Source organism: Pseudomonas sp. Pmew2 (assembly GCF_058129885.1).
The window spans coordinates 1,687,884-1,711,901 of the sequence record NZ_CM176702.1 but is presented as its reverse complement, the minus strand read 5'-3'; the positions used below and the strand labels follow the sequence as shown (position 1 = coordinate 1,711,901).

The following is a 24,018-nucleotide window of genomic DNA, read 5'->3' as shown; positions in this document are numbered from 1 at the left end:
TAATGCCGGCTGCCCGCGCATTCGCGGGCAGCTGTTCGGCTCAGGACGACTGTGATGAAATGCGACCCCACTCTGTATCGCGCCGCGCCGCCATCACTCGCCGTGAAACCTCGTCTGATACGCCAACTGTTTTTACCGCCACTGATCCTCATGCTGATGATCGGACTGGGCTATATCGCCTACCTGATCAGCGAACACAGCGGTATCAAGAGCCTGCGCGAGACCGGTGAGCGCCAGCTGGAGCTGCATGCCCGCACGGTCGAGAGTGAAATCAGCAAATACACCTATTTACCCAGCGTGCTGGAGCTTGAATCCAGCGTGTCGCAGTTGCTCAACGAACCGAGTCCCGAGCTTCAGCAGCAGGTCAACCGCTATCTGGAAGGGATGAATCGACGCAGCCGCAGCCGTGCCATTTATGTGATGGACACCACCGGTCGGGTGCTGGCCACCAGCAACTGGCGTGATTCCGACAGTTATCAGGGTGAAGACCTGTCCTTCCGCGCCTACTTTCAGGACGCCGTGCGCGGCCTGCCCGGCCGTTTTTACGGGATTGGCACCACCACGGGCGAATCGGGTTACTACCTGGCCCACGGGTTGGAAGACAAAGGCCGGATCATCGGCGTCGCCGTGATCAAAGTACGCCTTGAAGCACTGGAAGAACGCTGGCAGCGTGCGCGCCTGGAGGCGTTTGTCAGCGACGAGAACGGCATCATCATCCTCTCGAGCGACCCGGCTCGGCGCCTGAAGTCAGTACGACCGCTCACCCCGCAGGTCAAGGAACGCCTGGCCCGTAGCCTGCAATATTACTGGTGGCCGCTTAACGAACTGGTGCCACTGGAGCGGGAAACCCTCTCCGAAGGCGTCGAAAAGCTTGTTTTCCCGGCCAACGTCAGTGTCGATCGGGAACACAAGCAGGTCAGTTATCTGGCCCAGAGCCGTCCGCTGAGCGATACCGCCTGGCACCTGACGCTGCTTACTCCACTGGAAGACCTACGCCGTGAAGCGGCCAATCAGGGCATGCTGGTAGCTGTGGCCTGCGCGCTAGTGACCTTTCTGCTGATTGCCTGGAACGAGCGGCGCAAGGTGATCTCGACCCGACTGGCGGCCAGAGAGGCGCTGCAGGCTGCGAACAATGAGCTGGAACGCAAGATCGCCGAGCGTACCGAACACCTGCGAGCCAGCAACGAACGCCTCAAGGCGCAGATTCGCGAACGAAGACAGGCTGAAGACACCCTGCGCAGAGCCCAGGACGAGTTGGTGCAAGCTGGCAAGCTGGCGGCCATCGGCCAGATGTCGACCAGCATCGCTCATGAATTGAACCAGCCTCTGGCGGCATTGCGCACCTTGTCCGGCAATACCGTGCGTTTTCTTGAGCGAGGCGCGCTGGACACCGCCAGTGCCAACCTGCGCACCATCAATGATCTGGTCGACCGCATGGGCCGCATTACCGCCAGCCTGCGCGCATTCGCCCGACGCGGCGACGATCAGGGCCAGGCGCAACTGAGCAAGGCCGTCGAGGCGGCGGCGCAGTTGCTGGGCGTACGCCTGGAGCAGTCTGGCCTGACGTTACACCGAGACTTCGTCGACGCCACCCTGAGCATCGACCAGACCCGCCTGGAACAGATCCTGGTCAATCTGATCGGCAATGCGCTGGACGCCATGTTCAACCAGCCAGCGCCCGAGTTGTGGCTCACCGGGTCAATTGAAGACGGGCGTTATCGCTTGCGGGTACGTGATAACGGGCACGGCATCGATACCAAAACCCGCAAGCACCTGTTCGAACCTTTCTTCACCACCAAACCCGGCGAACAAGGCCTGGGACTGGGCCTGACCCTGTCGGCGAGCCTCGCCGCCGCAGCCGGGGGCAGCCTGAGCGCAGAGCACCCAGGTGACGGCGGCACAACATTTTTCCTGAGCCTGCCATTTGTCCCCGATGCCCCGACCGACAATCGCCCGAGCGGCCCCGGCCCAGGTGGACTGACATGAGACGACACCCATGAGCATCAACAGCGACCTGACCGTGCTGATCGTCGAAGACGACCCGCATGTGTTGCTCGGCTGCCAGCAGGCGCTGGCGCTGGAAGACATTGCCAGCGAAGGCGTATCAAGCGCCGAAGACGCCCTCAAGCGCATCGGTGACAATTTTGCCGGTATCGTCATCAGCGACATTCGTTTGCCGGGTATCGACGGGCTGGAATTATTGAGCCGCCTCAAGGCGCGTGACAACAGCCTGCCGGTGGTGCTGATCACCGGCCACGGCGACATCACCATGGCCGTCAACGCAATGCGCGATGGTGCTTACGATTTCATGGAGAAACCCTTTTCTCCCGAGCGTCTGGTCGACGTCACCCGGCGCGCGCTGGAGCAGCGCGGGCTGGCCCGTGAAGTCTGGGCGTTGCGCAAGCAACTTGCCGAACGCGATTCGCTGGAAGGCCGGATCATCGGCCGCTCCCCCGCCATGCAAAACCTGCGCGCATTGATTACCAACGTCGCCGATACGTCGGCCAATGTGCTGATCGAAGGCGAGACCGGCACCGGCAAGGAGCTAGTCGCGCGCTGCCTGCACGACTTCAGCCGACGCAAGGACAGTCAGTTCGTGGCACTCAATTGCGGCGGGCTGGCAGAAAGCCTGTTCGAGTCGGAAATTTTCGGTCACGAAGCCAATGCATTTACCGGCGCGGGCAAGCGGCGCATCGGCAAGATCGAACACGCCCACAATGGCACGCTGTTTCTCGATGAAGTGGAAAGCATGCCGGTCAACCTGCAGATCAAACTGTTGCGCGTCCTCCAGGAACGAACTCTGGAGCGGCTTGGTTCGAACCAAAGTGTTGCAGTGGATTGCCGGGTCATTGCGGCGACCAAATCCGACCTCAATGCACTGAGCAAGACCAGTCAGTTCCGCAGCGACCTGTATTACCGTCTGAACGTCGTCACGCTGGAGCTGCCGCCATTGCGTGAGCGCCGCGAAGACATTCTGCAACTGTTCGAACACTTCCTGCAGTTGTCGTCATTGCGCTTCGACCGTGAGCCGCCGACGCTGGACAGACAGACCAGTTCAAGCCTGATGAGCCACGACTGGCCGGGTAACGTGAGGGAGCTGCGCAACGTAGCCGAGCGGTTTGCCTTGGGTCTGCCGGCGTTCAAACAGGCAGGCACGGTCAGTGAAAATCAAAGCCTGGGGTTTGCCGAAGCGGTTGAGGCCTTCGAACGATCCCTGCTCAGCGAGGCCCTGCAACGCAGCGGCGGCAACCTCAGCCAGGCCAGTCAGGAACTGGGCATGGCCAAGACCACCTTGTTCGACAAGGTCAAGAAATACGGGCTTTGAGCACTGTGTCCAATCTTGAGTGTGCGGTATCGCGCATATCTGTGACGCAGAGCGTCACCCACTGCATTCCCACGCTGGAGCGTGCGGAACGATAGGCGTCCGCACGACACCGACCCTGCACAGGCAGTACCTTACTTCGACTCGCTGAGCATCTGCCGGATCGCGCTGACGAACACTTCAACCGGCTGCCCGCCCGATACCGCGTACTGGTCGTTGAAGACCATGGTCGGCACGGAGGTGATACCGCGGGATGTCCAGAGTTGCTCGGCTTCGCGGACCTCTGCGGTGTACTCGCCGCTGTCGAGGATGGCCTGAGCACGCAAACGGTCCAGGCCGACCTTCTGCGCTACGTCTGCCAGGGTCTGGTGGCTGGACGGATCTTTCAGGTCACTGAAATAGGCTTCGAACAGCGCCTGCTTCAATGCGTACTGCTTGCCTTGTTGTTCGGCCCAGTGTAACAGGCGATGAGCATCGAACGTGTTGTAGATACGTCGCTCGCCCTTGGCAAAGGTGAAGCCCAGCTCGGCACCGCGCTCACGAATCGTCTCGTGAATGCTTTCGATCTGTTCTGGCGTAGAGCCATATTTTTCGGCGATGTGCTCTTTGATGTCCTGCCCTTCGGCAGGCATGTTCGGGTTCAACTCGAAAGGCTGGAAGTGGATGTGCGCTTGCACTTCATCCCCCAGCGCCTCCAGCGCCTGATCCAGCGCGCGCAGGCCGATGACACACCAGGGGCAGGAAACATCGGAGATGAAATCGATCTTCAGTGCAGTCGTCATGTCGGCCCTTTTCAGTCAGCAGATTCAATAAGCAAGGGCCATACGATACACCTCTGTCAGTGCCTGACAACCGGGCAGGCTTTACAGTTGGGCAAGGCTGCGACCGTCTTCATGCTGGGCTTTCAGGTACGGCAGCACAGCCCCGAGCAACGGTGCCTTGAAGGCTTCCTGAAAACGGTGAGCCAGCCCCGGAATCAGGCGCAACTGGCTGCCCTGAATGTGCGCGGCCACATGCACACCATGCATGACCGGCAACAATGGATCAGCCGTGCCATGCACGACCAGCACCGGCAGGCGCAGACGGTTCAGCAACTCCACCCGGCTCGGCTCGGCCAGAATCGCCATGATCTGACGCTTGACGCCCTCGGGATTGAAGGCCCGGTCGTAGGACACCGCAGCCTGATGCAGCAATTGCTGGCGATCATCCTTGACCTGCGGGCTGCCCAGCGCTGCAAGCAGATCGGCCTGCTGCTCGATGGCCATTTCCCGGTTGGGTGCGCCGCGCCGCGCCAGCAGTTGCATCAACGCCGCACTGGGCATAGGCAAGCCCTGCGCACCGGAGCTGGTCATGATCAGCGTCAGGCTTTCGACCCGCGACGGGGCCAGATCGGCCAGGTGCTGGGCAATCATGCCGCCCATGCTCGCGCCAAGAACGTGAAACTGGCGAATCTGCAAGGCGTCCATCAGGCCCAAGGCATCATCGGCCATATCGGTCAGCGAATACGGCGCAGAGACCGGCAGGCCCAGCTTGTAGCGCAGCACTTCAAAGGTCAGGTTGGCCTCGGCTGGCTGTTGCACCCAGGTAGACAGACCGACGTCGCGATTGTCGTAGCGAATCACCCGGTAGCCCTGCTGACACAGCGCAACCACAACCTCGTCCGGCCAATGAATCAACTGCCCGCCAAGGCCCATTACCAACAGCAAGGCAGGGTCGGACTCACTGCCGATGCTTTGATAGGCAATTCGTACCTCTTTAAGGTCAGCATGCTGTACAGGAACATCGACATCACAACGATCGGCCGCAAAAGACGGCAAGCCGCACAGAAGCGCGGCCAGAAAAATTAAAACCCGCATGAAAAACACCAAAAAACAGATCCCCAGTAGGCCGCGAGTCTGATGATGTTTCCCCAAGCGCGCTGCCACACTTGCGTGACAGTTTGATGAATGGCGCTGAGCGGTCGTTAATCGGGTGTTGCGTTACGCGGCGAACTGATCCGCCACCATCAGGTTTTTTCCAAAACGGGCGCGCGCTTCGAGGAGTGACTCCTGGTGCCAGCCCGAATGCGTGTCGCACTCGCCCAAGGACAGGACCTTGTAAACCGGCAGACGATCAAACACCGGAGCCAGCAGCTCCGGTTCGGTCACGCTGTCCAGATGCAACCCTGCAACCGGCAACAAGGCCGCGATACCCAGGTTGGGCCGCAGGTCACCGTGATAAAGACCAATGAGCTTCTTCAACGGCGAATACTGAAGAATGTGATAGGCACGTTCGAAGGCGTTGCTCCATGCCAGCGGCAGGTCGAGCGCCAGGATCGGTTCGTCGATCTGAATCCACTCGACACCGCGCGCCGCCAGACGCCCGAAGATCTCGCCATACACCGGCAGCAGATGCTCCAGCAGGTCGAGCCGATCTACCTGGTCACCCTGAACGTCACTTAGCCAGAGCAGTGTCAGAGGACCGATCAATGCGGGCTTGCGGCCTTGCTCGCACGCTTCAGCGACGCTCGCCAGCAGCGGTGCCCAATCAGGCTGAAAACGCTGGTCGCGTTTCAGGTGTGGCACCTGCTGCGGGTAACGCGCCATCAACCAGCTGCGCAGTTCGGCGTCAGTTGTCGCAACACCCTGATCCTGTTTCCAGAAAGCCTGCAGAGCGTGCTGCAATTCACGGTCTGCGCCAATGTGAAAATAGTCAGGGTGTTGAGTCAGGGCCACGATGCGTCCTCCATAAAAGATGGGTCTATTGTCGACAGCTGACACAACATGAGACAAACTCATTTTTTTCGTGTTGATCACAAATACTGCTCATGGAGCACTGACGGTGCTTGAAATACGCCACCTCAAAACCCTGCACGCCCTGCGCGAGGCCGACAGCCTTGTGGAGGCCGCCGAACGCCTGCATCTGACGCAGTCGGCGCTGTCCCATCAGTTCAAGGAACTGGAAGAGCGCATGGGCATGCCGCTGTTTGTGCGCAAGACCAAACCGGTACGGTTTACCAGCGCCGGTCTGCGCCTGCTGCAATTGGCCGATTCCATGCTGCCGCAACTGCGCAGTGCCGAGCGTGACATCGCCCGTCTGGCAGGCGGCACCGCGGGAAGGCTGCACATGGCAATCGAATGCCACAGCTGTTTTCAATGGCTGATGCCGACCATCGACCAGTTCCGCGATGCCTGGCCCGAGGTCGAACTGGACCTGTCTTCCGGCTTCTCGTTTGCACCATTGCCCGCGCTGGCGCGTGGTGACCTGGACTTGGTGGTGACGTCCGACCCGCTGGAATTGCCCGGCATCACCTACGTGCCGCTGTTCACCTATGAAGCGATGCTGGCGGTGGCCAATCAACACGCGCTGGCGGGCCGGCCGTACATTGTTCCAGAAGACCTGCTCAGCGAAACGCTGATCACCTACCCGGTGGAGCGCGACCGACTGGACATCTTTACCCGTTTTCTGGAGCCCGCCGATATCGAGCCTGCACAGGTACGAACCTCGGAATTGACGGTGATGATGATGCAACTGGTCGCCAGCGGACGCGGGGTCTGTGGGATGCCGCACTGGGCGCTGCATGAATACAGCTCACGCGGTTATGTGAAGGCCAAGCGCCTGGGTGAGAAAGGGCTGTTCGCAACGCTGTATGCCGGTATTCGCGCCGACATGCTCGACGCACCGTACATGCGCGATTTCCTGCTGACCGCCAAGGACACCTCGTTTTCGACGCTGGACGGGGTTAGCGTGGTTCGCTGACAGTATAGTCCTGCGCCAAGGCACAGGACGACACGGGTTCAGTTCGCTCGGGTTTGCCGCTGGCGGTACAACGGCAGGATCAGGTCGCGTGTCAGCGGAGCCAGATGCACATCCGCAAGACTGTCTGCGCCGACCCAGAGCACTTCTTCGATCTCGGCGGCGGGCAGAACCTGGGCATCAGTTCTGACCTCGTAAAGCTGACAACACACCTCAAAACCCGGCTCATTGGCAGCCGGTGCAACGAACTCGCCGAGAAACAGCGCCTGCTGCGGATCGATGATCAGCCCGAGTTCTTCTTCAAGCTCCCTGGCCAGCGCCCGCGGTGCCGGTTCGCCAGGTTCGATCTTGCCGCCCGGTTGCATGAATGCCTGAGTGCCGCGCTTGCGCACCAGCAGGGTCCGGCCGTCTGTGCCGATCAGCAGCGCCGCCGCGATGCGGATTATCTTCATGCAAAGATTTCCGTTTTCAGCAAACGTGCCTGATCAGCGCGCTCAAGGGCCAGCACGATCAGGCGATGGATCAGTTCGGCGTAGGTCAGACCGCTGGCCTGCCAGAGCTTGGGGTACATGCTAATGGAAGTGAAGCCAGGCAGCGTGTTGACCTCATTGATGATGATGTCACGCGTGTCGGTAACGAAGAAATCGACCCGCGAAAGCCCTGCGCAACCCAGCACCTTGTAAGCCTGCAACGCGACTTCACGCACCTGATCACTCAGATCGGCAGGAAACTCGGCGGGTATCGCGATGCGCGCCTGATCACCATTCAGGTACTTGGTGTCGTAGGCGTAGAACTCGTCGTTGGCAATCACTTCGCCACAGACACTGACCTGCGCATCGAAGTTACCCAGTACCGCGCACTCCACTTCCCGGCCGACGATGCCCTGCTCGATCAGCAGCTTGTGGTCAAATTCGAAACCCAATGCCAGCGCAGCCACGAAGCCAGCCTCGTCAGACACTTTGCTGACGCCCACCGACGAGCCTTGATTGGCCGGCTTGACGAACATCGGCAGGCCCAATTGCGTGGCTGCATCGGCGAACGACAGGGTTTCCGCACGGCTGAGCACCATGAACGGCGCGACAGCAATGCCTGCATCGCGCAGCAGACGCTTGGTCACGTCTTTGTCCATACACGCCGCCGAGGCGAGTACGTCAGCGCCGACAAACGGAACGGCCAGCATGCGCAGCACGCCTTGCAACGCACCGTCCTCACCAAACGCGCCGTGGATCAGCGGAAATACCACGTCAATGGCTGCCAGTGGCTTGCCTGTCTCGACCTCGACAAACTGGCCACCAGTGCTGCCAGGCAACAGCGACAACTGCTTGCCGGATGCGCTCAGTTTGATCCGCGCAGGATCATTGGCATTGAGCAGGTAGTCGCCCTCGTCGAAGCGCAACCAGCGGCCCAGCTTGTCGACGCCGATCAGGGTCAGCGTATAGCGTTCACGATCAATCGCATTGATCACGTTGCGTGCCGACTGCAACGAAACCTCATGCTCGCTGGATTGCCCACCGAAAACGATGGCGACTGACTTTTTCAAAGCGGTTACTCCTGTTTTTCAGGCCGCGAAGATAAAAGCAATGTTGGCTGTTAGTCCAGCAGATGATTGGCCATACGCCTGGAATTCAGGCAAAAAAAACCCGGTGGTGGGCAATCCATGCGAAATGCCCATCACCGGGAGGTCAGACAGCTCATTGAGCCGCTGCGGTTTCTTTCTTGCCGCCAGAGCCGAAGGTGGCGAAACGCTTGTTGAAACCCGCGATCCGGCCCTCGTTGGTGGTCTTGCGCTGCTGCCCGGTATACATCGGGTGCGAGGCGCTGGACACGTCTAGCGCGACATAAGGATAGGTGTTGCCGTCGGTGTGCTGCTGCGTACGGTCTGTGTCTACGGTCGAGCCGATCAGGAAGTAGACGTCGGCAGCGGTGTCGTGGAACAGCACAGTACGGTAAGCGGGATGGATGTCGGGTTTCATGGTTAGCTCTCCGGTGAGTTGACTGCAATCGTTATACAGTAACATAACAGAAGATGAGAATGATTGCTGTTGATTGCTATCATTGGCGAGCTTGATCGAACGCGCGCGTGCAGCAGCTGTCGTCCTGCAACCGCCAGAACCAGCGCGCCAGAGACATTCTGTAATAGCGTGCTTTTGCAATCGGGCCGAATTAACGGCACCCTGCCGCGCCGCCGAACGTCACTGGTCGCTGGCCTGGAACCTGAGCCTCTGTGGCCGATCTTTACTCATTAGCACTTTCAAGAGTCCACCGTTATGACTAACGGACGCGATCATCGAATCGACTTCTTTCGCGGCCTGGCGCTGATCTTCATATTCTGGGATCACGTGCCGGACAACCCGCTCGCGCAGTTGACCGTACGCAACTTCGGCTTCAGCGACGCAGCGGAAATCTTTGTCTTTCTTGCCGGTTACGCATCGATCATGGCCTATGGACGCATCGCCCGGCGCGACGGCATGCTGGTGGCTGGCGTGCGGATCCTGCGCCGCACCTGGGTGCTGTATGTGGTGCATATCTTTCTGCTGACCCTGCTGATGGGCATAGTCTTCGTCGCCAACAACCATGTCGAGACGCGCGACATGGTCCAGCAGATGGGCCTTGAATACTTCGTCGGCAACCCGCAACAGGCATTGGCCGATGAACTGTTGCTGCGTTTCAAGCCCAACCTGACCGACCCGTTGCCGCTGTATATCGTGCTGTTGCTGACCTTGCCGCTGACCTTGCCATTGATGCTGCGCAAACTGGAACTGGCGGTCGGCCTGTCGATTGCCCTGTACCTGATGGTGCCGTTGCTCGGCTGGAACCTGCGTGCCTATGAAGGCGGTGGCGTGTGGTATTTCAATCCGGTGGCCTGGCAGTTGCTGTTCATTCTCGGCGGTGCCTGTGCATTGCGCAGCGAAACAGCCACACCCGCCGTACACTCTCCGTTGCGCCAACAACCGCTGTTCCTGATGGCCGCCGTCTACGTGTTGATCGCCGGGATGCTGACCTTCAGCGAAAAATGGCCCGGCCTGCACAGCGCACTGGTCTCGACCCTGCACCTCGACGCCTTGTACCCAATCAGCAAAACCGACCTGGCACCCGCGCGCCTGCTGCACTTCCTTGCACTGGTCTACGTCGTCGCCCGACTGCTGCCGACCTCAAGCACCTGGCTCGAAAACTGGCCCGCCCGCCAGACCTGCCGCATGGGCCGTTATTCGCTGGAAGTCTTCTGCCTGGGCGTATTGCTCGCGCCACTGGCAGACATGGCAAATGCACTGGCAGGTGATACATGGCCTATGCAGGTGACTACCGCGATTGTCGGGCTCGGCTTGATGATGCTGATGGCCAATGGGCTGGAGTTGAATAAGCGGCTGGGGAGATATAAGGCCGCCATAGCGGTGTAAAGGAAGGAGCATTGCAAATGCAAAGACTGGCAAAACGCATTTGCCAGTCTTCTTTACACATTTACTTACGGGGTACTTTTGATCAGTCTCTGATGACAGATATGTCCGACTTGCCCTTTATCAGGATGAGGTGTGTCAAGGCCAGTATTTAAAGCATAAGGATTATCCACCACCCAACTACCTTCAAAATATTGGGTGCGCCAAATATGTGTCCATCTGTCTTTCTCTGCAAAAACATCCGCATCGTTACCACCGACGCAGCGGCCAATATCTACCACTGTGCGGACTTTACCGGATGCGTCAGTCTTCACAAGGCCAGTGGGACGGGACTTATCGGACTTCGGCAGATCAATTGAGTATGACGCAATGCCCCCTTCCAGGGGCGTCCCTGTCGAATCAGTCATATCGATCTCCAGAACAACGTTGCTTATTCCTTGAGCAGATAACGGCCCCAGGGTAGACGCATCCGGAGGTATTCTTGACATACCATATGGCTGATCTCGCAGGCGAGCATAGGTGACCTTTGGAAATGAACCCAGTATCAGGCCACAGGTAGAACCTTGTACAAAAGTACTGGACTCGTTATGAGAAACCCGAACAATTACATCCTGCCCAAGAGTCAAAGAAGGGAGCACCATTTTCTGACCACTGGCGAGCATATTCCATTTAGCGCCATCGTGAATTTCCAACTGAGCAGATCCGGACAGATGCCCTTGAATCAAAACCTTTTGCCCGCGCAATGCTGTGAAGCCGTAATAGTGGCTGTCCGCTGCGCTTACCAATGAATCCTTGATAATATTAAATTTGTCAGGCAGCTCAGTAAATTTAGGTTCTACAGCCTATTCCGTTCTAACCTCGCCAGATCCCTCTAAAACTTCCGCCTCACTTGCCTGCTCATTTAAAATATTCCGCCCCACTTCGTGTGCTATCGCTTGCGGGTGTAAAGCGCATGCCAACAACGAAAATGCCAAAATCTTTGCTGCCTTGAGATTATTCATGTGACGCTCCTAATATTAATAAAACACCTAAAACAGGACGTAATAGAAATCCAACCTCAAGGTCAATAGCAAAACGAAAAATAAAGAAACTTCCTACAAAACAATTGCCACCCCAGCAACCTGGGAATATTCCTACACTCTTCTCAGCGCAAGTTTTCCCTGTTCGTGCCGTTAGTAAATTGACTACAGAAAATCAGGTGCACAATGAATATCGGCCCTAACTACATCTCCGCACAAGAATGGCAAACCCTGTTTGATAAAAAAAACGAGATAGCCTCGCCCCTTTTGAACAAGCTCCCTACAGAGCCAGAACAAAAAAAAACCGCGTGACCCGAACGCTGAATTCTATACAACCGAAGAGACACCTTGGTTTTCCAGCTACAAAAATTCGGCGGCAGGACGCGCTATTTTAGAGAACATGTCTGAAAAGGAAGCAAAAGATATCCGAGGCAGGTATCTGGAAAACTACATTAAGGATTTTGACCAAACCATATGCCGTATGTACGACAATTTCCACGATTTCAAGCAGCAGCTTTTTTACCTCAATACAGAGCTGTCAAAAAAGCATTTCGGCTTCACGCTGGGCTTTAATCAGGACATTCAGGTGACCGACCCGGACGAGGTTCTCACCCCGGCAGAGTTCACGTACCTGACCGAGAAGCTGAACGAACGTCAACAACTGAAAGAGGATCTGCGTGCGCACGCAAAAATTGTGATGACGCTACTCGACCATTACACGGAAAAATTCGGTAACCAGCACACCCTCAATCTGGAGAGTTACAGCAAAGTCATCGACTACGGACAGATCTTCAGCCGCAACCATATTGGCAATTTCATGGACACGATTATTTACCAGATCGAGCGCTATGCGCCGAAGCGTGAGGAAGAACCAAAACCTCTGGTTGATGTGCACGTTTGATGAATGCAAATACAGGCCGTTGATATTTCGCTCGGAATAACCAGTGACATGCAGTTGGTTCGTGACGCAGATCACACAAAGCCTGTGACCAGGAATTTTCCCACAGCTTTATCAGCCCAAGTATCCAGCCCATTCACCGATAACAAGAAAGATACAGTCATTCAGCAAGGAGCAGAAAATGTACATTAGCACTATTACTTCCGACTTTTTACTTCCTCCGTCGCGCCCCTTGACCCACCTCCAAACAAAACCCCTCCCACGATCGCCTGAGGATAAACCGGCACTGAGTAAAAAAGAAGAGTTTGCAAATGCTTTCTACACGCGTGAGGAAGAGCCGTGGCTGCAATTCACCTCCAACCATCCCGACGAGAAAGACCCGACTAAAAAAGTCATTCGCCCAATGACAAAAGAGCTTTATCTAGAGCACCTTAATGTGGATGCATTGCTCATGTCGGAATTACAATCCTGTTTCTACCAGGAGTTCAGAGCGGAGCTTATAGATTTGCGGCCCGACCTGACGGGTAAAAATTTCAGCTATACGATAGGCGATGATGCCGAGCTTAAAATAATAGACTTGGACGATAAGTTAGGCACCAATGAAATCAAGTATTTATCAGATGCCATCAACCAAAAAACCCACCTCAAGGATGCTGCGATCACGCATGCCAAAATCCTCATGACGCTGGCTGACCATGACACAGACACATTCAAAGGAACCTATAAACTTGACCTGCTAAATTTTCAAAACATCATTGATCTTGGAAAAATAGCACTCAGCAAAAAAGATGACCCTAGGGTCTGTTCCCGTTTCACATTGGCAGCCACAGAAAAGCGCAGGCCATTGCTATGACGCTTTCATAGTTTCTCTTGAGTTTGTCGAACCGAGAAGCCGCCGCCCGGAAATGCTTCAACCGGGCAAAGGCGTTTTCTACGAGATGTCGATTGCGATATAACCCTTTGTCCAGATCTGCGTTCCCTTTCAGAGAATTGCGCTTTCGTGGAATCACCACTTTGCTGCCTTGCTGCTCGACCTGAGCGCGTATCGCTTCAGTGTCGTAGCCCTTGTCCGCAATGATCACTTCTGCATTGGGCATCTTGGCAATCAACGAGGCCGCCTGCGAACAATCATTGGTCTGGCCTCCGGTCACGTCAAATGCAATGGGCAGCCCACAAGCGTCTACAGCCAGGTGAATCTTGCTGGTGTTACCGGCTCGGCTTTTTCCGATGGCCTGGTCCTGCGTGCTGGCAGCACCTGCACTGTGCTGATGAGCCTTTACATAACTGCCATCAATGAAAACCCACTCCATGTCAGGATCGGTCATCAGCACCTCAAGCACCTTGACCCACTTGCCTGAAGCAGACCAGGCATTGAACCGCTTGTAGACCTTGCTCCAGTTTCCAAACGCTTTCGGCAGGTCTCGCCAAGGGCAACCCACACGCATGCGGTACAGCATGCCTTCAACCGTGGTGCGCAAATCTCGCTTGTTGTAGATCGATTCGTGCAGCAAAATTTCTCGAAGCTTCGGCCAGTGCTCATCACTGAGCATTAATCGGGGCATTGCAGGCTCGTATTGGTGTTGTGTGAGAACTCCAACAATACGGGCCTGTTCTCATAGAGATCAATGGGTTACGTCGAAACGGGAACAGACCCTAGTGAAATCTGGATAAGTCAGATCAAAGAAAAAGCAGAAAAAGATTCGACACACTTGATCGATACAAGGGCCTGACGGTCAGAAAACGCTCTGTAGCGCCTACGGCAGACAGAGCGTTTTTTAAATCAGTTCCTTGACCAGTTGATCAGCCAGCGATTGCAAATCAGCCCCAAGTTGTACACATGAGGTTTATCCGCCAATTGTTCAGCGAGCCTATTATTAGCCCAATACTTTTTTGGCCCGTAGCGAGTACTCCAGGTTTCTCGCCCGTTTTCACTTAAGTGAGTGAAGTTATCAGCGAGCAAACCACCCTCGCAGCGTTTAAACGTTACCCGCTGCATTATTTTCCCCGAACTGTCCGAGGTGTATTGTCCGTTAGCCTGGTGATGTTTGATACTGAGCTCGAAATCAAATACACCGCCCTCCAGCGGAAAAGCCTTGCTGTCGGTAAACGTAACCTCGAGCATTGCCTCTGTGAGCGCTTGTGTCGCCAGAAAAGCGGGTTTGGTGAAACCATACGGAATCAACCCTGAAGCCCTCTTCGTGGTGTAAGTCATAACGCATATGAGGAAACGAGCCAAACACCACGCTGTAATCAGTGGTATCAAACCTGGCACCGTCAGTCGCGACAATACGTATATTGAGACTTGTGAACCAGGATTAAGCCCTTCGATTCTCTGCGCCGATGAATGACGCTTGGGCTGCCACCGGCCGCCATCAACCTGATACTCCAACCTCCATTTCTGGTCGTAATCCGAATCCGGCGTTGTAATCAGTACATTCTGGCCGCGCGCAGCGGTGAAATTATACTGATGAACTGCCGAGGTATTCTCCAGAATATGACTGATCTGATGAATCTTGTCCGACAGCACCACAGGATTCGAATGGCTTGGGTTTTGTACAGCCCGTTCCTGCAACATTGGTTGTTGACTGACGACAGGAGCTCCTTCTACTTGACCCATGGCGTGATAAGACATTGCCGAGAGCAATCCAGACACAAACGCACGACCTGCCTTGTTTTTCTTGTTTTTCATTTTGTTGATCTCGATAGGGATTAACTAATCAGGGCATCATTGCCACTGACAAAACCGGACGTAATCACCTGTTTAATTCGAGATCAAGCGTTGGAAACAATTATCGGAAACGTCCTACAAATAACCAATAATATTTTATAAGTCCAACGCCTGGATTTATAAAGAATGCTTTTCAGGCGCTTATCTATGACTGATATTTTTTCAGTCAAACCCTGTGCTTAGACGAAAAAGCATACAAGCCATGCCAGTCCAGGCATCGCCTCAGCCAATCTCGAAAACCACCACACAATTCCCCCCACATTCCCATCCAGCGTCTAAGCTTGGGTCAGGTGCGTTGAAAGGATGACCGGACAATCGACTATGGGCGTATTTCGGCATTCCGATAGCAAGCATGAAGCGCTGTCAGCTGACCGCCAGGATGACCCACGCGCGCCAAAGCGTCCGCGTCGCAAGCGATACGGGTGGTGGGTGTTTTGGGTGATTGTGGTGCTGGCCTGCATTGCGCTGGGTGTTGCAATAACGGTGGAGAGCCGCAGTTCAAGGCTGCAGGCGCGGGAGTTCAGCCGCTTTGCCGCGAGCCTGAGTTATTCGATGCAGCCTGGGCCGAGTCATGATGTGGTGTATCCAGGTGACGGGCCGTTCGACAGGCGCCTGGGCTATTCGTCGCTGGATGAGTTCCTGCAGCGTCTGCTCAAGCGCGATTATGTGATTACTCGCCAGACCCGTTTCTCACCAGAGCTGATGCGCTACGTTCAGCATGGCTTCTTCGTGCCTTACGAGGAAAAGACCCAGGCTGGCCTGTCGATCACTGATTGCCGAAACGAACCGTTGTATGAGTTCAGATACCCGCAGCAGTTTTATCCGACCTTTACCGCTATTCCGCCACTGCTGGTGAACAGCCTGCTGTTTATCGAAAACCGCGACTTGCTGGACCCGCAGCAACCCTTGGCCAACCCGGCAGTGGACTGGCCACGCTTCGTGAAGGCCGCGTGGTCGCAACTGGCGAAGATGTTCGCCCTCCCCGGCCAGTCGGCTGGCGGCAGTACGCTTGCCACTCAACTGGAAAAATATCGCCATTCACCCGACGGGCTGACGCTGTCGGGTTCAGAGAAGTTGCGGCAGATGATTTCCGCCAGCGTTCGCGCTTATCAACCGGGCACCGAGACCCTCGCGGTACGCCAGCGGGTGGTCCGTGATTATCTGAACAGTGTGCCGTTGTCCGCGGTGCCGGGGCACGGTGAAGTGCATGGGCTGGCCGAAGGGTTGCGGGTGTGGTTCGGTGCGGATTTTGCCAAAACCAATGACTTACTGGCCTCCAGCCCCACAGACAAACAGCGGCTGGCCGACAAGGCGCTCGCCCTGCGCGAAGTGCTGTCACTGGTCATTGCCCAGCGTCGTCCGTCGCACTATCTGGCCAAGGGCCGCCTAGAACTGGCGGACCTGACCGACAGCCATCTACGTCTGCTGGCCCAGGCCAATGTCATTGATCAACCGCTGGCCGATGCCGCGTTGGCAGCCCAGGTCACCTACCGCGACTGGGCGCAGCAGCCGACCATTCAGCCTATCGAAACCAATAAAGGCATCAGTGTCGCGCGCACTCGTTTGTCGAACCTGCTCAATCGCCCGCTTTACGACCTGGACCGTCTTGATCTGTCGGCCACCAGTACCCTGCATGGCGAATTGCAGCGCAGCGTCAGCCAGTACCTGCGTGACCTGGCCAACCCTGAGTTCGCTGCAAAAACCGGCTTGATGGGAGAGCGGCTGCTGACCCCGGCCAGTACCACCCAGGTACGCTATAGCTTCACGCTGTTCGAACGCGGCGTGGATGGCTCGCGGGTCAGGGTGCAGACCGACAGCACTGATCAGCCGTTCGACATCAACGAAGGCAGCAAGCTGGAACTGGGTTCGACCGCGAAGATGCGTGTGCTGACCACTTACCTGGAGATCATCGCCGAGCTGCACGGGCGGTATGGGAATCTGAGTACCGCGCAACTGCGCAAGGTGCCTGTCGAAGAACCTGACCGGCTGACTCGCTGGGCGGTGGATTACCTGCTGATTAGCAAGGACCGTGATCTGGCGAAAATGCTCTCGGCCGCGCTGGATCGCACCTATTCGGCCAGCCCGGCAGAGGCGTTCTTCACCGGTGGCGGCATGCACCGTTTCAATAACTTCAGGCGCGAAGACAACGAGCGGATTCCCACCCTGCGCGAGTCGCTGCGTGAGTCGATCAACCTGCCGTTCATTCGCCTGATGCGCGATGTGGTGCGCTACAGCACGTATCAGGCGCCCAACAACAGCGCCGAGTTGCTCAAGGATGACGACAACCCGCGCCGTCAGGAATACCTCGCGCAGTTTGCCGACCGCGAGGGCACGGTGTTCCTGCTGCGCTTCTGGAAACGCTACAAGGAAAAGACCACTCAGGAACGCCTCGATACTTTTCTGGACGGTATCCATCCCACGGCCATCCGCTTGGCTGCCGTGCATCGCTACTTGCTGCCTGGGGCTGATCAAGCGACGTTCAACGCGTTCATCCGTGCGCATCTGGATGAGCCGAAAGCAACCTCAAAGCTGACCGACAAGCGTCTTGCCGACTTGTACAAGGGCTATGGGCCGGGCACTTACGACTTGCCCGATCAAGGCTACATCGCCCGCGTCCACCCGCTGGAACTGTGGCTGGTGGGCTACCTGCTCAAACACCCTGAAGCACAATTCAAGGACGCGGTGGCCGCCAGTCGTTACGAGCGTCAGGAAGTCTACGGCTGGCTGTTCAAGAGTCGCCACAAAAGCGCTCGCGACAGCCGCGTACGGACCATGATGGAGGTCGAAGCGTTTCTGGATATCGAACAGCGCTGGCAGCGCGTGGGCTATCCGTTCGACCATCTGGTGCCATCGCTGGCAACGGCTATCGGCAGCTCGGGTGATCGCCCGGCGGCGCTGGCCGAGCTGATCGGCATTATCCAGAACGACGGCATCCGTTTGCCGCCCGTGCGTATCGACAGTCTGCATTTTGCCGCTGGTACACCTTACGACACCGAACTGACCATCAACCCGGAGCTGGGCCAGCGCGTGCTGCCAGCAGAAGTTGCCGCGGCAATGCGCGAAGCCTTGTCGCAGGTGGTGGATGGCGGCACCGCCAAGCGTGTACAAGGCACCTTCAAGATGCAGGACGGCAGCGTGCTGGCGATGGGCGGCAAGACTGGCACGGGTGATAACAGGATCGAGAGCATCGGCGCAGGCGGACGCATTCTCAGTTCCAGGGCGATCAATCGCACGGCGACCTTTGTGTTTTATATCGGCGACAACCACTTTGGCGCATTGACCGCGTTCGTACCGGGACGCGCCGCCGAAGGCTTTCGCTTCACCTCGGCGTTGCCGGTGCAGGTACTCAAAGGTATGGCTCCGATCCTGACCCCGTACTTGGAGAACCACGGACAGGCGATGTGCAATGCCCCGCTTGCCGACCCGCCCAAGGGTGTTTGACCGGCAATGACCGCTCGTCTGCCAGCTCTGTGATTACAATAAGATATATCTTAAGGTATATCTAACTTGTAACCAGAGATCAAAAACATGCGTGAAGATAAACACCCTCCCCACCACCGTCCGCCGCATCCTCGTGAACCAGGTGAAGATCGCGACGGTTTTGAAAAACGCCCAGGCCGTGAACGCGGTGGACGTGGCCCTCGGGTTTTCGCCCCTGGCGATCTGAAATTACTGCTGTTGGCACTGATCGCCGAACAGCCCGCACACGGCTATGACCTGATCCGCAAGATCGAAGGTCTGTTCGAGGGTGCGTACTGCCCCAGCCCCGGCGTTATCTACCCCACCCTGACGTTTCTTGAAGAAAGCGAAATGGTGGTCGGCGATGCCCAGGCTGGCAAGAAGCTCTACACCATCACCGATGCGGGTCGCCAATCCCTGGAAGATCAGGCCGTGGCGCTGGAAGGTGTGCGCATGCGCATCGATGTCAGCAAGCGCTCACTGCGCGGCCACGATCGTCCGCCGGAAATCCACGAAGCGGTGCACAACCTGCGCCACGCACTGCAGATGCACCACGGTCGCTGGACCCCGGAAGAAATTCTGCGGGTCAGCGAGTTGCTCAACAGCACGGCCAAGGCTGTCGTCGATGGGCCTCAACCTACCTCGGAGGAGTCGGCATGAATTCGCCCCAGTCAATCCATCGCGTCATGCATGAAATCAAGCGTCGCAAACTAAAAGTGTTGCGAGTCACAGAGCTGACGCCGCTGATGCGCCGCATTACCTTGCAGGGCCCGGAACTGGCAGGCTTCATCAGTCTAGGCACAGACGACCACGTTAAACTGTTTTTCCCGCAGACAGCGCAAGAACAGGCTGCCCTGGAAGACCTGGCCGCTACCAGCGACAAGGACGCACCACGTCCACCGATGCGCGATTACACCCCGCGTCGCTATGACGAAAGCAGCGGTGAGCTGGATATCGACTTCGTTCTGCACGGCGAAGGCCCGGCTGCCACCTGGGCGGCTCAGGCTGAACCGGGGCAATTTCTGCACATCGCAGGGCCAAAGGGTTCAATGGTAGTGCCGGACATGTTCGACAGCTACCTGCTGATCGGCGATGAAACGGCGATTCCCGCCATCGCTCGACGCCTGGAGTCGCTGCCCGCCAACCGTGCTGCGCTGGTGGTGGTCGAAGTGGCCAACCCGCAGGAACAGCAGGTGTTCGACAGCGCCGCACAGGTCGACGTGATCTGGATCGTACGCGGCGAGCAGAGCCTGGTGGATGTCACGCGTCGCCTGGAGATGCCCGAGGGCAAGCTGTACGCGTGGGTCGCGACCGAATCCGCGCTGTCACGCAAGCTGCGCCGTGTGCTGCTCGATGAGTTCGGCCTGCAAGAGGATTTCGTCAAGGCCGCTGGCTACTGGAAGCTGGACGGCACTGAAGAATAGGCAAGCCTGGGCGACTCACATCGTGCGACGAGCCGCCCATCTGTCGACCCCAAGCAGCAACAGTGCAACCAGCAAGAACCCGAGCAGCACGCCCAGCGCGTTGATGAATGCCTTTGGAAAACCGATCGTGCCGACATCGATGAATGGATACAGGTAGTCACCAAGCATGTGGCCACGCAGCAGGACGTAGGCGAAGTAGATGATCGGATAGATCGCCCACAGCGGTACATGGCGCAAGCGCAACGCGCCTTTGGGCACGTACAGCCACCAGTACAGTACGAACGCCAGCGGCATTATGTCGTGCAGCAACTCATCGGCCACCCACTGCCAGCCTTGCGGGTGCCACAGATGGCGCAACAGAATGTTGTAAGCGATGCCCACCAGCGCAATGCTCACCGCAATGCCGCCGCATACCACCGGGTGCCGGAAAAAACGGTGGCCTGCCGACTGCCGCGCCGTCAGGGCACAACTCAGCGCGACAGCTGCCAGGGTGTTGGTCAGTACGGTAAAGAAACTTAAAAACCGCACCAGCCCGCCCAGCAGACTGGCGTGATCGGCATAACGGCCAATGAAGATCAGGTACAGCTGGATGACCAGCCCCGACCAGCCGAGGCAGGCTGCAACAAGGGTGTAATAGCGCTGTCCCTGCGCAGTTGAGTGTTCGCGGTGCATCAATCGTTATCCTTGAGTTCCAGCGTCCATGCCGGGCTTTTCTGGCGGGCCTGTTACCAGCCTTTGCCGCGATGCAACTTCACATACAACGCTTCAACCTTTTCACGCGCCCAGGGCGTCTTGCGCAGAAAAGTCAGACTGGATTTGATGCTCGGATCGCTTTTGAAACAGCGAATGTCGATGCGCTCGGCCATGCCGGACCATTCGTAATGTTCGACCAGAGCCCTGAGAATCTGCTCCAGCGTGACGCCGTGCAGCGGATCGGAATTGGGTGTTGTCATGATGAGCCTTGAAGCTGATGAAGAGGGATAGCAGCCTGAACAGCTTCCTGGAGCGCGCAGGTCTTCCCGAAAAGTCTGCCATTGTAAGCGCCGCGCTTTCATAAAACACAGTCGACTTGAGCCACTGTTGCCGACCTTGCAATGATCCATGTCAGGTTTATCGCTTTTAGAAAAATCGTTAGCGTCCTATCATTGCGCGTTTAAGGACTTCAGGTTTCCTTTCTGAAGAGGCTCCGCTGAATAAACACCTATGCACGAATTCGGGCGGCAATGGTCTACGAATCAATGACCGGGCCGCGCTGAATGGCCAACCGTGTTCTGTGTGATGTTGAATTCGACCGTCGGTGATTCGTTTCAATAAACAGCCTCAAGGAATGCTGCCAGGGTCGGCGGCGTACATGAAAACAAGATATCAACTACTTATTTCTCGCGGAGATTCGCATTATGAGCACTGACAGTGCTTCAAATAGAAATCGCCTGTTGCCGACCCTGCTCGGGCTGGTGATCCTGTTGATGGGGCTGGCCTTGCTGGTCGGTGGTGCCCGACTGCTGCAACTGGATGGCTCGTTGTATTACCTGTTGGCCGGTATCGGCTTCGCCGTGACCGGCGTGTTGCTGATCACTGGTCGCGCGGCTGCGCTGGGCCTTTATGCACTGCTGCTGTTCGCGAGCACTGTATGGTCGTTGTGGGAAGTCGGTCTCGACTGGTGGCAATTGGTACCACGCCTGGCGCTGTGGTTCGCACTGGGCATCGTCCTGCTGCTGCCGTGGTTCCGCAAGCCACTGCTGCGCAATGGCCCGGCGCGCCTGGGCACTGGCGCACTGAGCGTTGCTGTCGTGCTGGCCGGTCTGACCGCGCTGGCGAGCCAGTTCACCAACCCTGGCCGTATCGAAGGCCAGTTGGACCGCGAAACTGCCGGCACCACCAACACCGCTCCGGCCATGCCTGACGGCGACTGGCAGTCCTACGGCCGTACCGCATTCGGTGACCGCTACTCGCCTCTGGCGCAGATCACCCCGGAAAACGTCAACAAACTGGAACCGGCCTGGACCTTCCGCACTGGCGACATCCCTGGGCCGAACGACCCGGGTGAAACCACTGCCGAGAACACACCGCTCAAGGTGAACGGCATGCTCTACGTGTGCACGCCGCACAGCCAGGTGATCGCACTTGATCCGGATTCGGGTAAGGAAATCTGGCGCTTTGACCCGAAACTCAGCACCCAGAATGCGAAAAACTTCAAAGGCTGGGCGCACATGACCTGCCGTGGCGTCACTTATCATGACGACGCAGCCTATGCAGCCAGTGCCCCGGCACAAAGCCCGGCAGCACCGGCCGCAGCCAGCGCCACTTCAAATGCATGCCCACGCAGAATCTTCCTGCCGACTGCCGACACCCGTCTGATCGCGCTGAACGCCGATACCGGCAAAATGTGTGAGGACTTCGGCAACAAGGGTTCGGTTGACCTGACTGCCAACATGGGTACGTTTGCTCCGGGCGGCTATTACTCCACGTCGCCACCGGCAGTGACCAAAGACCTGGTGATCATCGGCGGCCACGTTACCGATAACGTCTCTATGGACGAACCGTCCGGCGTGATCCGTGCCTACGACGTGCACACTGGCCGTCTGGTCTGGAACTGGGACAGCGGCAACCCGGATGAGACTGCGCCGATTGCCGAAGGCAAGATCTACACGCGCAACTCGCCGAACATGTGGTCCATGTTCAGCGTCGATGAAAAGCTCGGCATGATCTACCTGCCGATGGGTAACCAGACGCCTGACCAATGGGGCGGCGATCGTACGCCGGATTCCGAGAAATACAGCGCGGGCCTGGTTGCACTGGACATCGCGACGGGTCGCGTACGTTGGAATTACCAATTCACCCACCATGACCTGTGGGACATGGACGTGGGTGGTCAACCGACCCTGCTGGACATGAAAACGGCTGATGGCGTGAAGCCGGCGGTATTGGCATCGACCAAGCAGGGCAGCATCTACGTGCTGGACCGCAGCACCGGTCAGCCCATTGTGCCGATCAACGAAATACCGGTTCCGCAAGGCGCTGTTGCAGGCGATCACACCTCGCCGACCCAGCCCAAGTCCGACCTGAACTTCATGCCGCCGCCGCTTAAAGAGCGCGACATGTGGGGCGTGACGCCATTTGACCAGATGATGTGCCGAATCGACTTCAAGTCGCTGCGCTACGACGGCCCGTTCACGCCGCCATCGCTGCAGGGTTCGATTGTTTATCCAGGTAACTTCGGTGTGTTCGACTGGGGCGGTATTTCCGTCGACCCGGTTCGTCAGATTGCCTTCGTCAACCCGAGCTACATGGCGTTCCGTTCAAAGCTGGTGCCTGCTGCCGAAGTCGAAGGCGGCCCTGGCCGCAAGAGCGAAACCGAAGGCGTGCAGCCGAACAAGGGCGCACCTTATGGCGTGATCCTGGAAGCACTGCTGTCGCCAATGGGCCTGCCGTGCCAGGCACCGGCGTGGGGTTACGTGGCGGCGGTCGATCTGACCACCCACAAAACCATCTGGATGCACAAAAACGGTACCGTGCGTGACAGTTCGCCAATCCCGATCCCGCTGACCATGGGCGTTCCAAGCCTGGGTGGCCCGATCACAACGGCGAGCGGTCTGGCCTTCCTGAGCGGTACGCTTGACCAATACCTGCGCGCCTACGATGTACGTAACGGCAAACAGCTGTGGGAAGGTCGCCTGCCAGCAGGCGCCCAAACCACACCGATGACCTACACCCGCAAGGACGGTCAGCAATACGTGCTGGTCGTGGCGGGCGGTCACGGTTCATTGGGCACCAAACAGGGTGACTACGTGATGGCATTCAAACTGCCGAAGTGATGCATTAGTGCGGTAAATGGAAAGCGGCTATCGAGAGGTAGCCGCTTTTTTTGTTGCTACTGAAACCTTGTCTCGGCTGCATTTGCTACCGGACAAGGCTGTAGATCTATGACGCGGAGCGTCACGAAATGCATGCCAACGCAGAGCATTGGCACGATGGTGCTCTGACGATTATCGTTCCGCACGCTCCAGCGTGGGAATGCCGTTCTGGACGCTCTGCGTC

20 protein-coding genes and 2 pseudogenes are annotated in these 24,018 nt (G+C 57.3%); 10 read left to right on the top strand and 12 right to left on the bottom strand.

All coding sequences use genetic code 11. The annotated features are described in order from the left end of the window. Positions 1-54 precede the first annotated feature (54 nt). Positions 55-1,986, top strand: coding sequence for a two-component sensor histidine kinase AauS (gene aauS / locus AC4ANK_RS07875; protein WP_002554867.1), 1,932 nt, complete (start codon positions 55-57; stop codon positions 1,984-1,986). Between the two features lie 10 nt (positions 1,987-1,996). Continuing rightward, positions 1,997-3,325: a two-component response regulator AauR gene (gene aauR, locus AC4ANK_RS07870; protein ID WP_460383219.1), complete on the top strand. Its 1,329-nt coding sequence runs from the start codon at positions 1,997-1,999 to the stop codon at positions 3,323-3,325. A 131-nt stretch (positions 3,326-3,456) separates the two neighbouring features. Here aauR and AC4ANK_RS07865 read toward each other — a convergent pair whose 3' ends face one another. From AC4ANK_RS07865 to AC4ANK_RS07855, 3 genes are all read right to left on the bottom strand, one after another. After that, positions 3,457-4,104, bottom strand: a complete 648-nt coding sequence (locus AC4ANK_RS07865) for a DsbA family oxidoreductase (protein WP_002554869.1) — start codon at positions 4,102-4,104, stop codon at positions 3,457-3,459. Positions 4,105-4,185: 81 nt separating this feature from the next. Next, complete coding sequence (locus AC4ANK_RS07860; protein ID WP_080164866.1) at positions 4,186-5,178, bottom strand: alpha/beta fold hydrolase; 993 nt, start codon at positions 5,176-5,178, stop codon at positions 4,186-4,188. Positions 5,179-5,301: 123 nt separating this feature from the next. Next, positions 5,302-6,036, bottom strand: coding sequence for a 5-methyltetrahydropteroyltriglutamate--homocysteine methyltransferase (locus AC4ANK_RS07855; RefSeq protein ID WP_005732226.1), 735 nt, complete (start codon positions 6,034-6,036; stop codon positions 5,302-5,304). Between the two features lie 106 nt (positions 6,037-6,142). Between AC4ANK_RS07855 and metR the strand changes: the two genes are divergently transcribed. Then, positions 6,143-7,060, top strand: coding sequence for a transcriptional regulator MetR (gene metR / locus AC4ANK_RS07850; protein ID WP_002554872.1), 918 nt, complete (start codon positions 6,143-6,145; stop codon positions 7,058-7,060). Positions 7,061-7,098: 38 nt separating this feature from the next. Here the strand turns inward: metR and AC4ANK_RS07845 are convergent, their stop codons facing one another. From AC4ANK_RS07845 to AC4ANK_RS07835, 3 genes are all read right to left on the bottom strand, one after another. Beyond that, on the bottom strand, positions 7,099-7,509 hold the full coding sequence (locus AC4ANK_RS07845; protein ID WP_002554873.1) for an NUDIX hydrolase: 411 nt from the start codon (positions 7,507-7,509) through the stop codon (positions 7,099-7,101). After that, positions 7,506-8,597, bottom strand: coding sequence for a D-alanine--D-alanine ligase (ddlA, locus tag AC4ANK_RS07840; protein ID WP_002554874.1), 1,092 nt, complete (start codon positions 8,595-8,597; stop codon positions 7,506-7,508). The genes AC4ANK_RS07845 and ddlA overlap by 4 nt, the downstream gene beginning before the upstream one ends. Before the next feature lie 151 nt (positions 8,598-8,748). Then, positions 8,749-9,030 (bottom strand): type B 50S ribosomal protein L31, encoded by a 282-nt coding sequence (locus AC4ANK_RS07835; protein ID WP_002554875.1) that lies wholly within the window; start codon positions 9,028-9,030, stop codon positions 8,749-8,751. Positions 9,031-9,324: 294 nt separating this feature from the next. Between AC4ANK_RS07835 and AC4ANK_RS07830 the strand changes: the two genes are divergently transcribed. Continuing rightward, the gene (locus AC4ANK_RS07830) at positions 9,325-10,455 is read left to right on the top strand and encodes an OpgC domain-containing protein (RefSeq protein ID WP_002554876.1); all 1,131 of its coding nucleotides are present in this window, start codon (positions 9,325-9,327) and stop codon (positions 10,453-10,455) included. A 65-nt stretch (positions 10,456-10,520) separates the two neighbouring features. On the opposite strand, the gene AC4ANK_RS07825 is transcribed toward AC4ANK_RS07830, so the two are convergent. Together AC4ANK_RS07825 and AC4ANK_RS07820 are read right to left on the bottom strand one after the other, a co-directional pair. Next, positions 10,521-11,144 carry a hypothetical protein gene (locus AC4ANK_RS07825; protein ID WP_460237431.1) on the bottom strand — a complete coding sequence of 208 codons (624 nt, stop codon included), beginning with the start codon at positions 11,142-11,144 and terminating at the stop codon, positions 10,521-10,523. Positions 11,145-11,294: 150 nt separating this feature from the next. Further along, positions 11,295-11,453 (bottom strand): hypothetical protein, encoded by a 159-nt coding sequence (locus AC4ANK_RS07820; RefSeq protein WP_223216150.1) that lies wholly within the window; start codon positions 11,451-11,453, stop codon positions 11,295-11,297. Between the two features lie 204 nt (positions 11,454-11,657). On the opposite strand from AC4ANK_RS07820, the pseudogene AC4ANK_RS07815 reads away from it, so the two are divergent. Both AC4ANK_RS07815 and AC4ANK_RS07810 read left to right on the top strand, forming a co-directional pair. Next, positions 11,658-12,372 (top strand): annotated as a pseudogene (locus AC4ANK_RS07815) (hypothetical protein). A 178-nt stretch (positions 12,373-12,550) separates the two neighbouring features. Beyond that, on the top strand, positions 12,551-13,222 hold the full coding sequence (locus tag AC4ANK_RS07810; protein ID WP_460383225.1) for a hypothetical protein: 672 nt from the start codon (positions 12,551-12,553) through the stop codon (positions 13,220-13,222). On the opposite strand, the gene AC4ANK_RS07805 is transcribed toward AC4ANK_RS07810, so the two are convergent. Further along, on the bottom strand, positions 13,182-13,931 hold the full coding sequence (locus tag AC4ANK_RS07805; RefSeq protein WP_460382697.1) for an IS5 family transposase: 750 nt from the start codon (positions 13,929-13,931) through the stop codon (positions 13,182-13,184). The genes AC4ANK_RS07810 and AC4ANK_RS07805 overlap by 41 nt on opposite strands. 218 nt (positions 13,932-14,149) lie before the next feature. Next, a pseudogene (locus AC4ANK_RS07800) lies at positions 14,150-15,058 on the bottom strand (hypothetical protein). A gap of 360 nt (positions 15,059-15,418) precedes the next feature. Between AC4ANK_RS07800 and AC4ANK_RS07795 the strand changes: the two are divergent. The 3 genes from AC4ANK_RS07795 (at position 15,419) to AC4ANK_RS07785 (ending at position 19,980) form a co-directional block, all read left to right on the top strand. After that, on the top strand, positions 15,419-18,538 hold the full coding sequence (locus tag AC4ANK_RS07795; protein WP_057411623.1) for a transglycosylase domain-containing protein: 3,120 nt from the start codon (positions 15,419-15,421) through the stop codon (positions 18,536-18,538). Between the two features lie 87 nt (positions 18,539-18,625). After that, positions 18,626-19,216: a PadR family transcriptional regulator gene (locus AC4ANK_RS07790; RefSeq protein WP_002554881.1), complete on the top strand. Its 591-nt coding sequence runs from the start codon at positions 18,626-18,628 to the stop codon at positions 19,214-19,216. After that, positions 19,213-19,980, top strand: a complete 768-nt coding sequence (locus tag AC4ANK_RS07785; protein WP_002554882.1) for a siderophore-interacting protein — start codon at positions 19,213-19,215, stop codon at positions 19,978-19,980. The genes AC4ANK_RS07790 and AC4ANK_RS07785 overlap by 4 nt, the downstream gene beginning before the upstream one ends. 15 nt (positions 19,981-19,995) lie before the next feature. Here the strand turns inward: AC4ANK_RS07785 and AC4ANK_RS07780 are convergent, their stop codons facing one another. Further along, positions 19,996-20,652, bottom strand: coding sequence for a Pr6Pr family membrane protein (locus tag AC4ANK_RS07780; protein ID WP_002554883.1), 657 nt, complete (start codon positions 20,650-20,652; stop codon positions 19,996-19,998). Positions 20,653-20,705: 53 nt separating this feature from the next. Beyond that, positions 20,706-20,933: a VF530 family protein gene (locus AC4ANK_RS07775; protein WP_002554884.1), complete on the bottom strand. Its 228-nt coding sequence runs from the start codon at positions 20,931-20,933 to the stop codon at positions 20,706-20,708. 444 nt (positions 20,934-21,377) lie between these two features. On the opposite strand from AC4ANK_RS07775, the gene AC4ANK_RS07770 reads away from it, so the two are divergent. Next, the gene (locus tag AC4ANK_RS07770) at positions 21,378-23,795 is read left to right on the top strand and encodes a glucose/quinate/shikimate family membrane-bound PQQ-dependent dehydrogenase (RefSeq protein WP_002554885.1); all 2,418 of its coding nucleotides are present in this window, start codon (positions 21,378-21,380) and stop codon (positions 23,793-23,795) included. Positions 23,796-24,018: the final 223 nt, after the last annotated feature.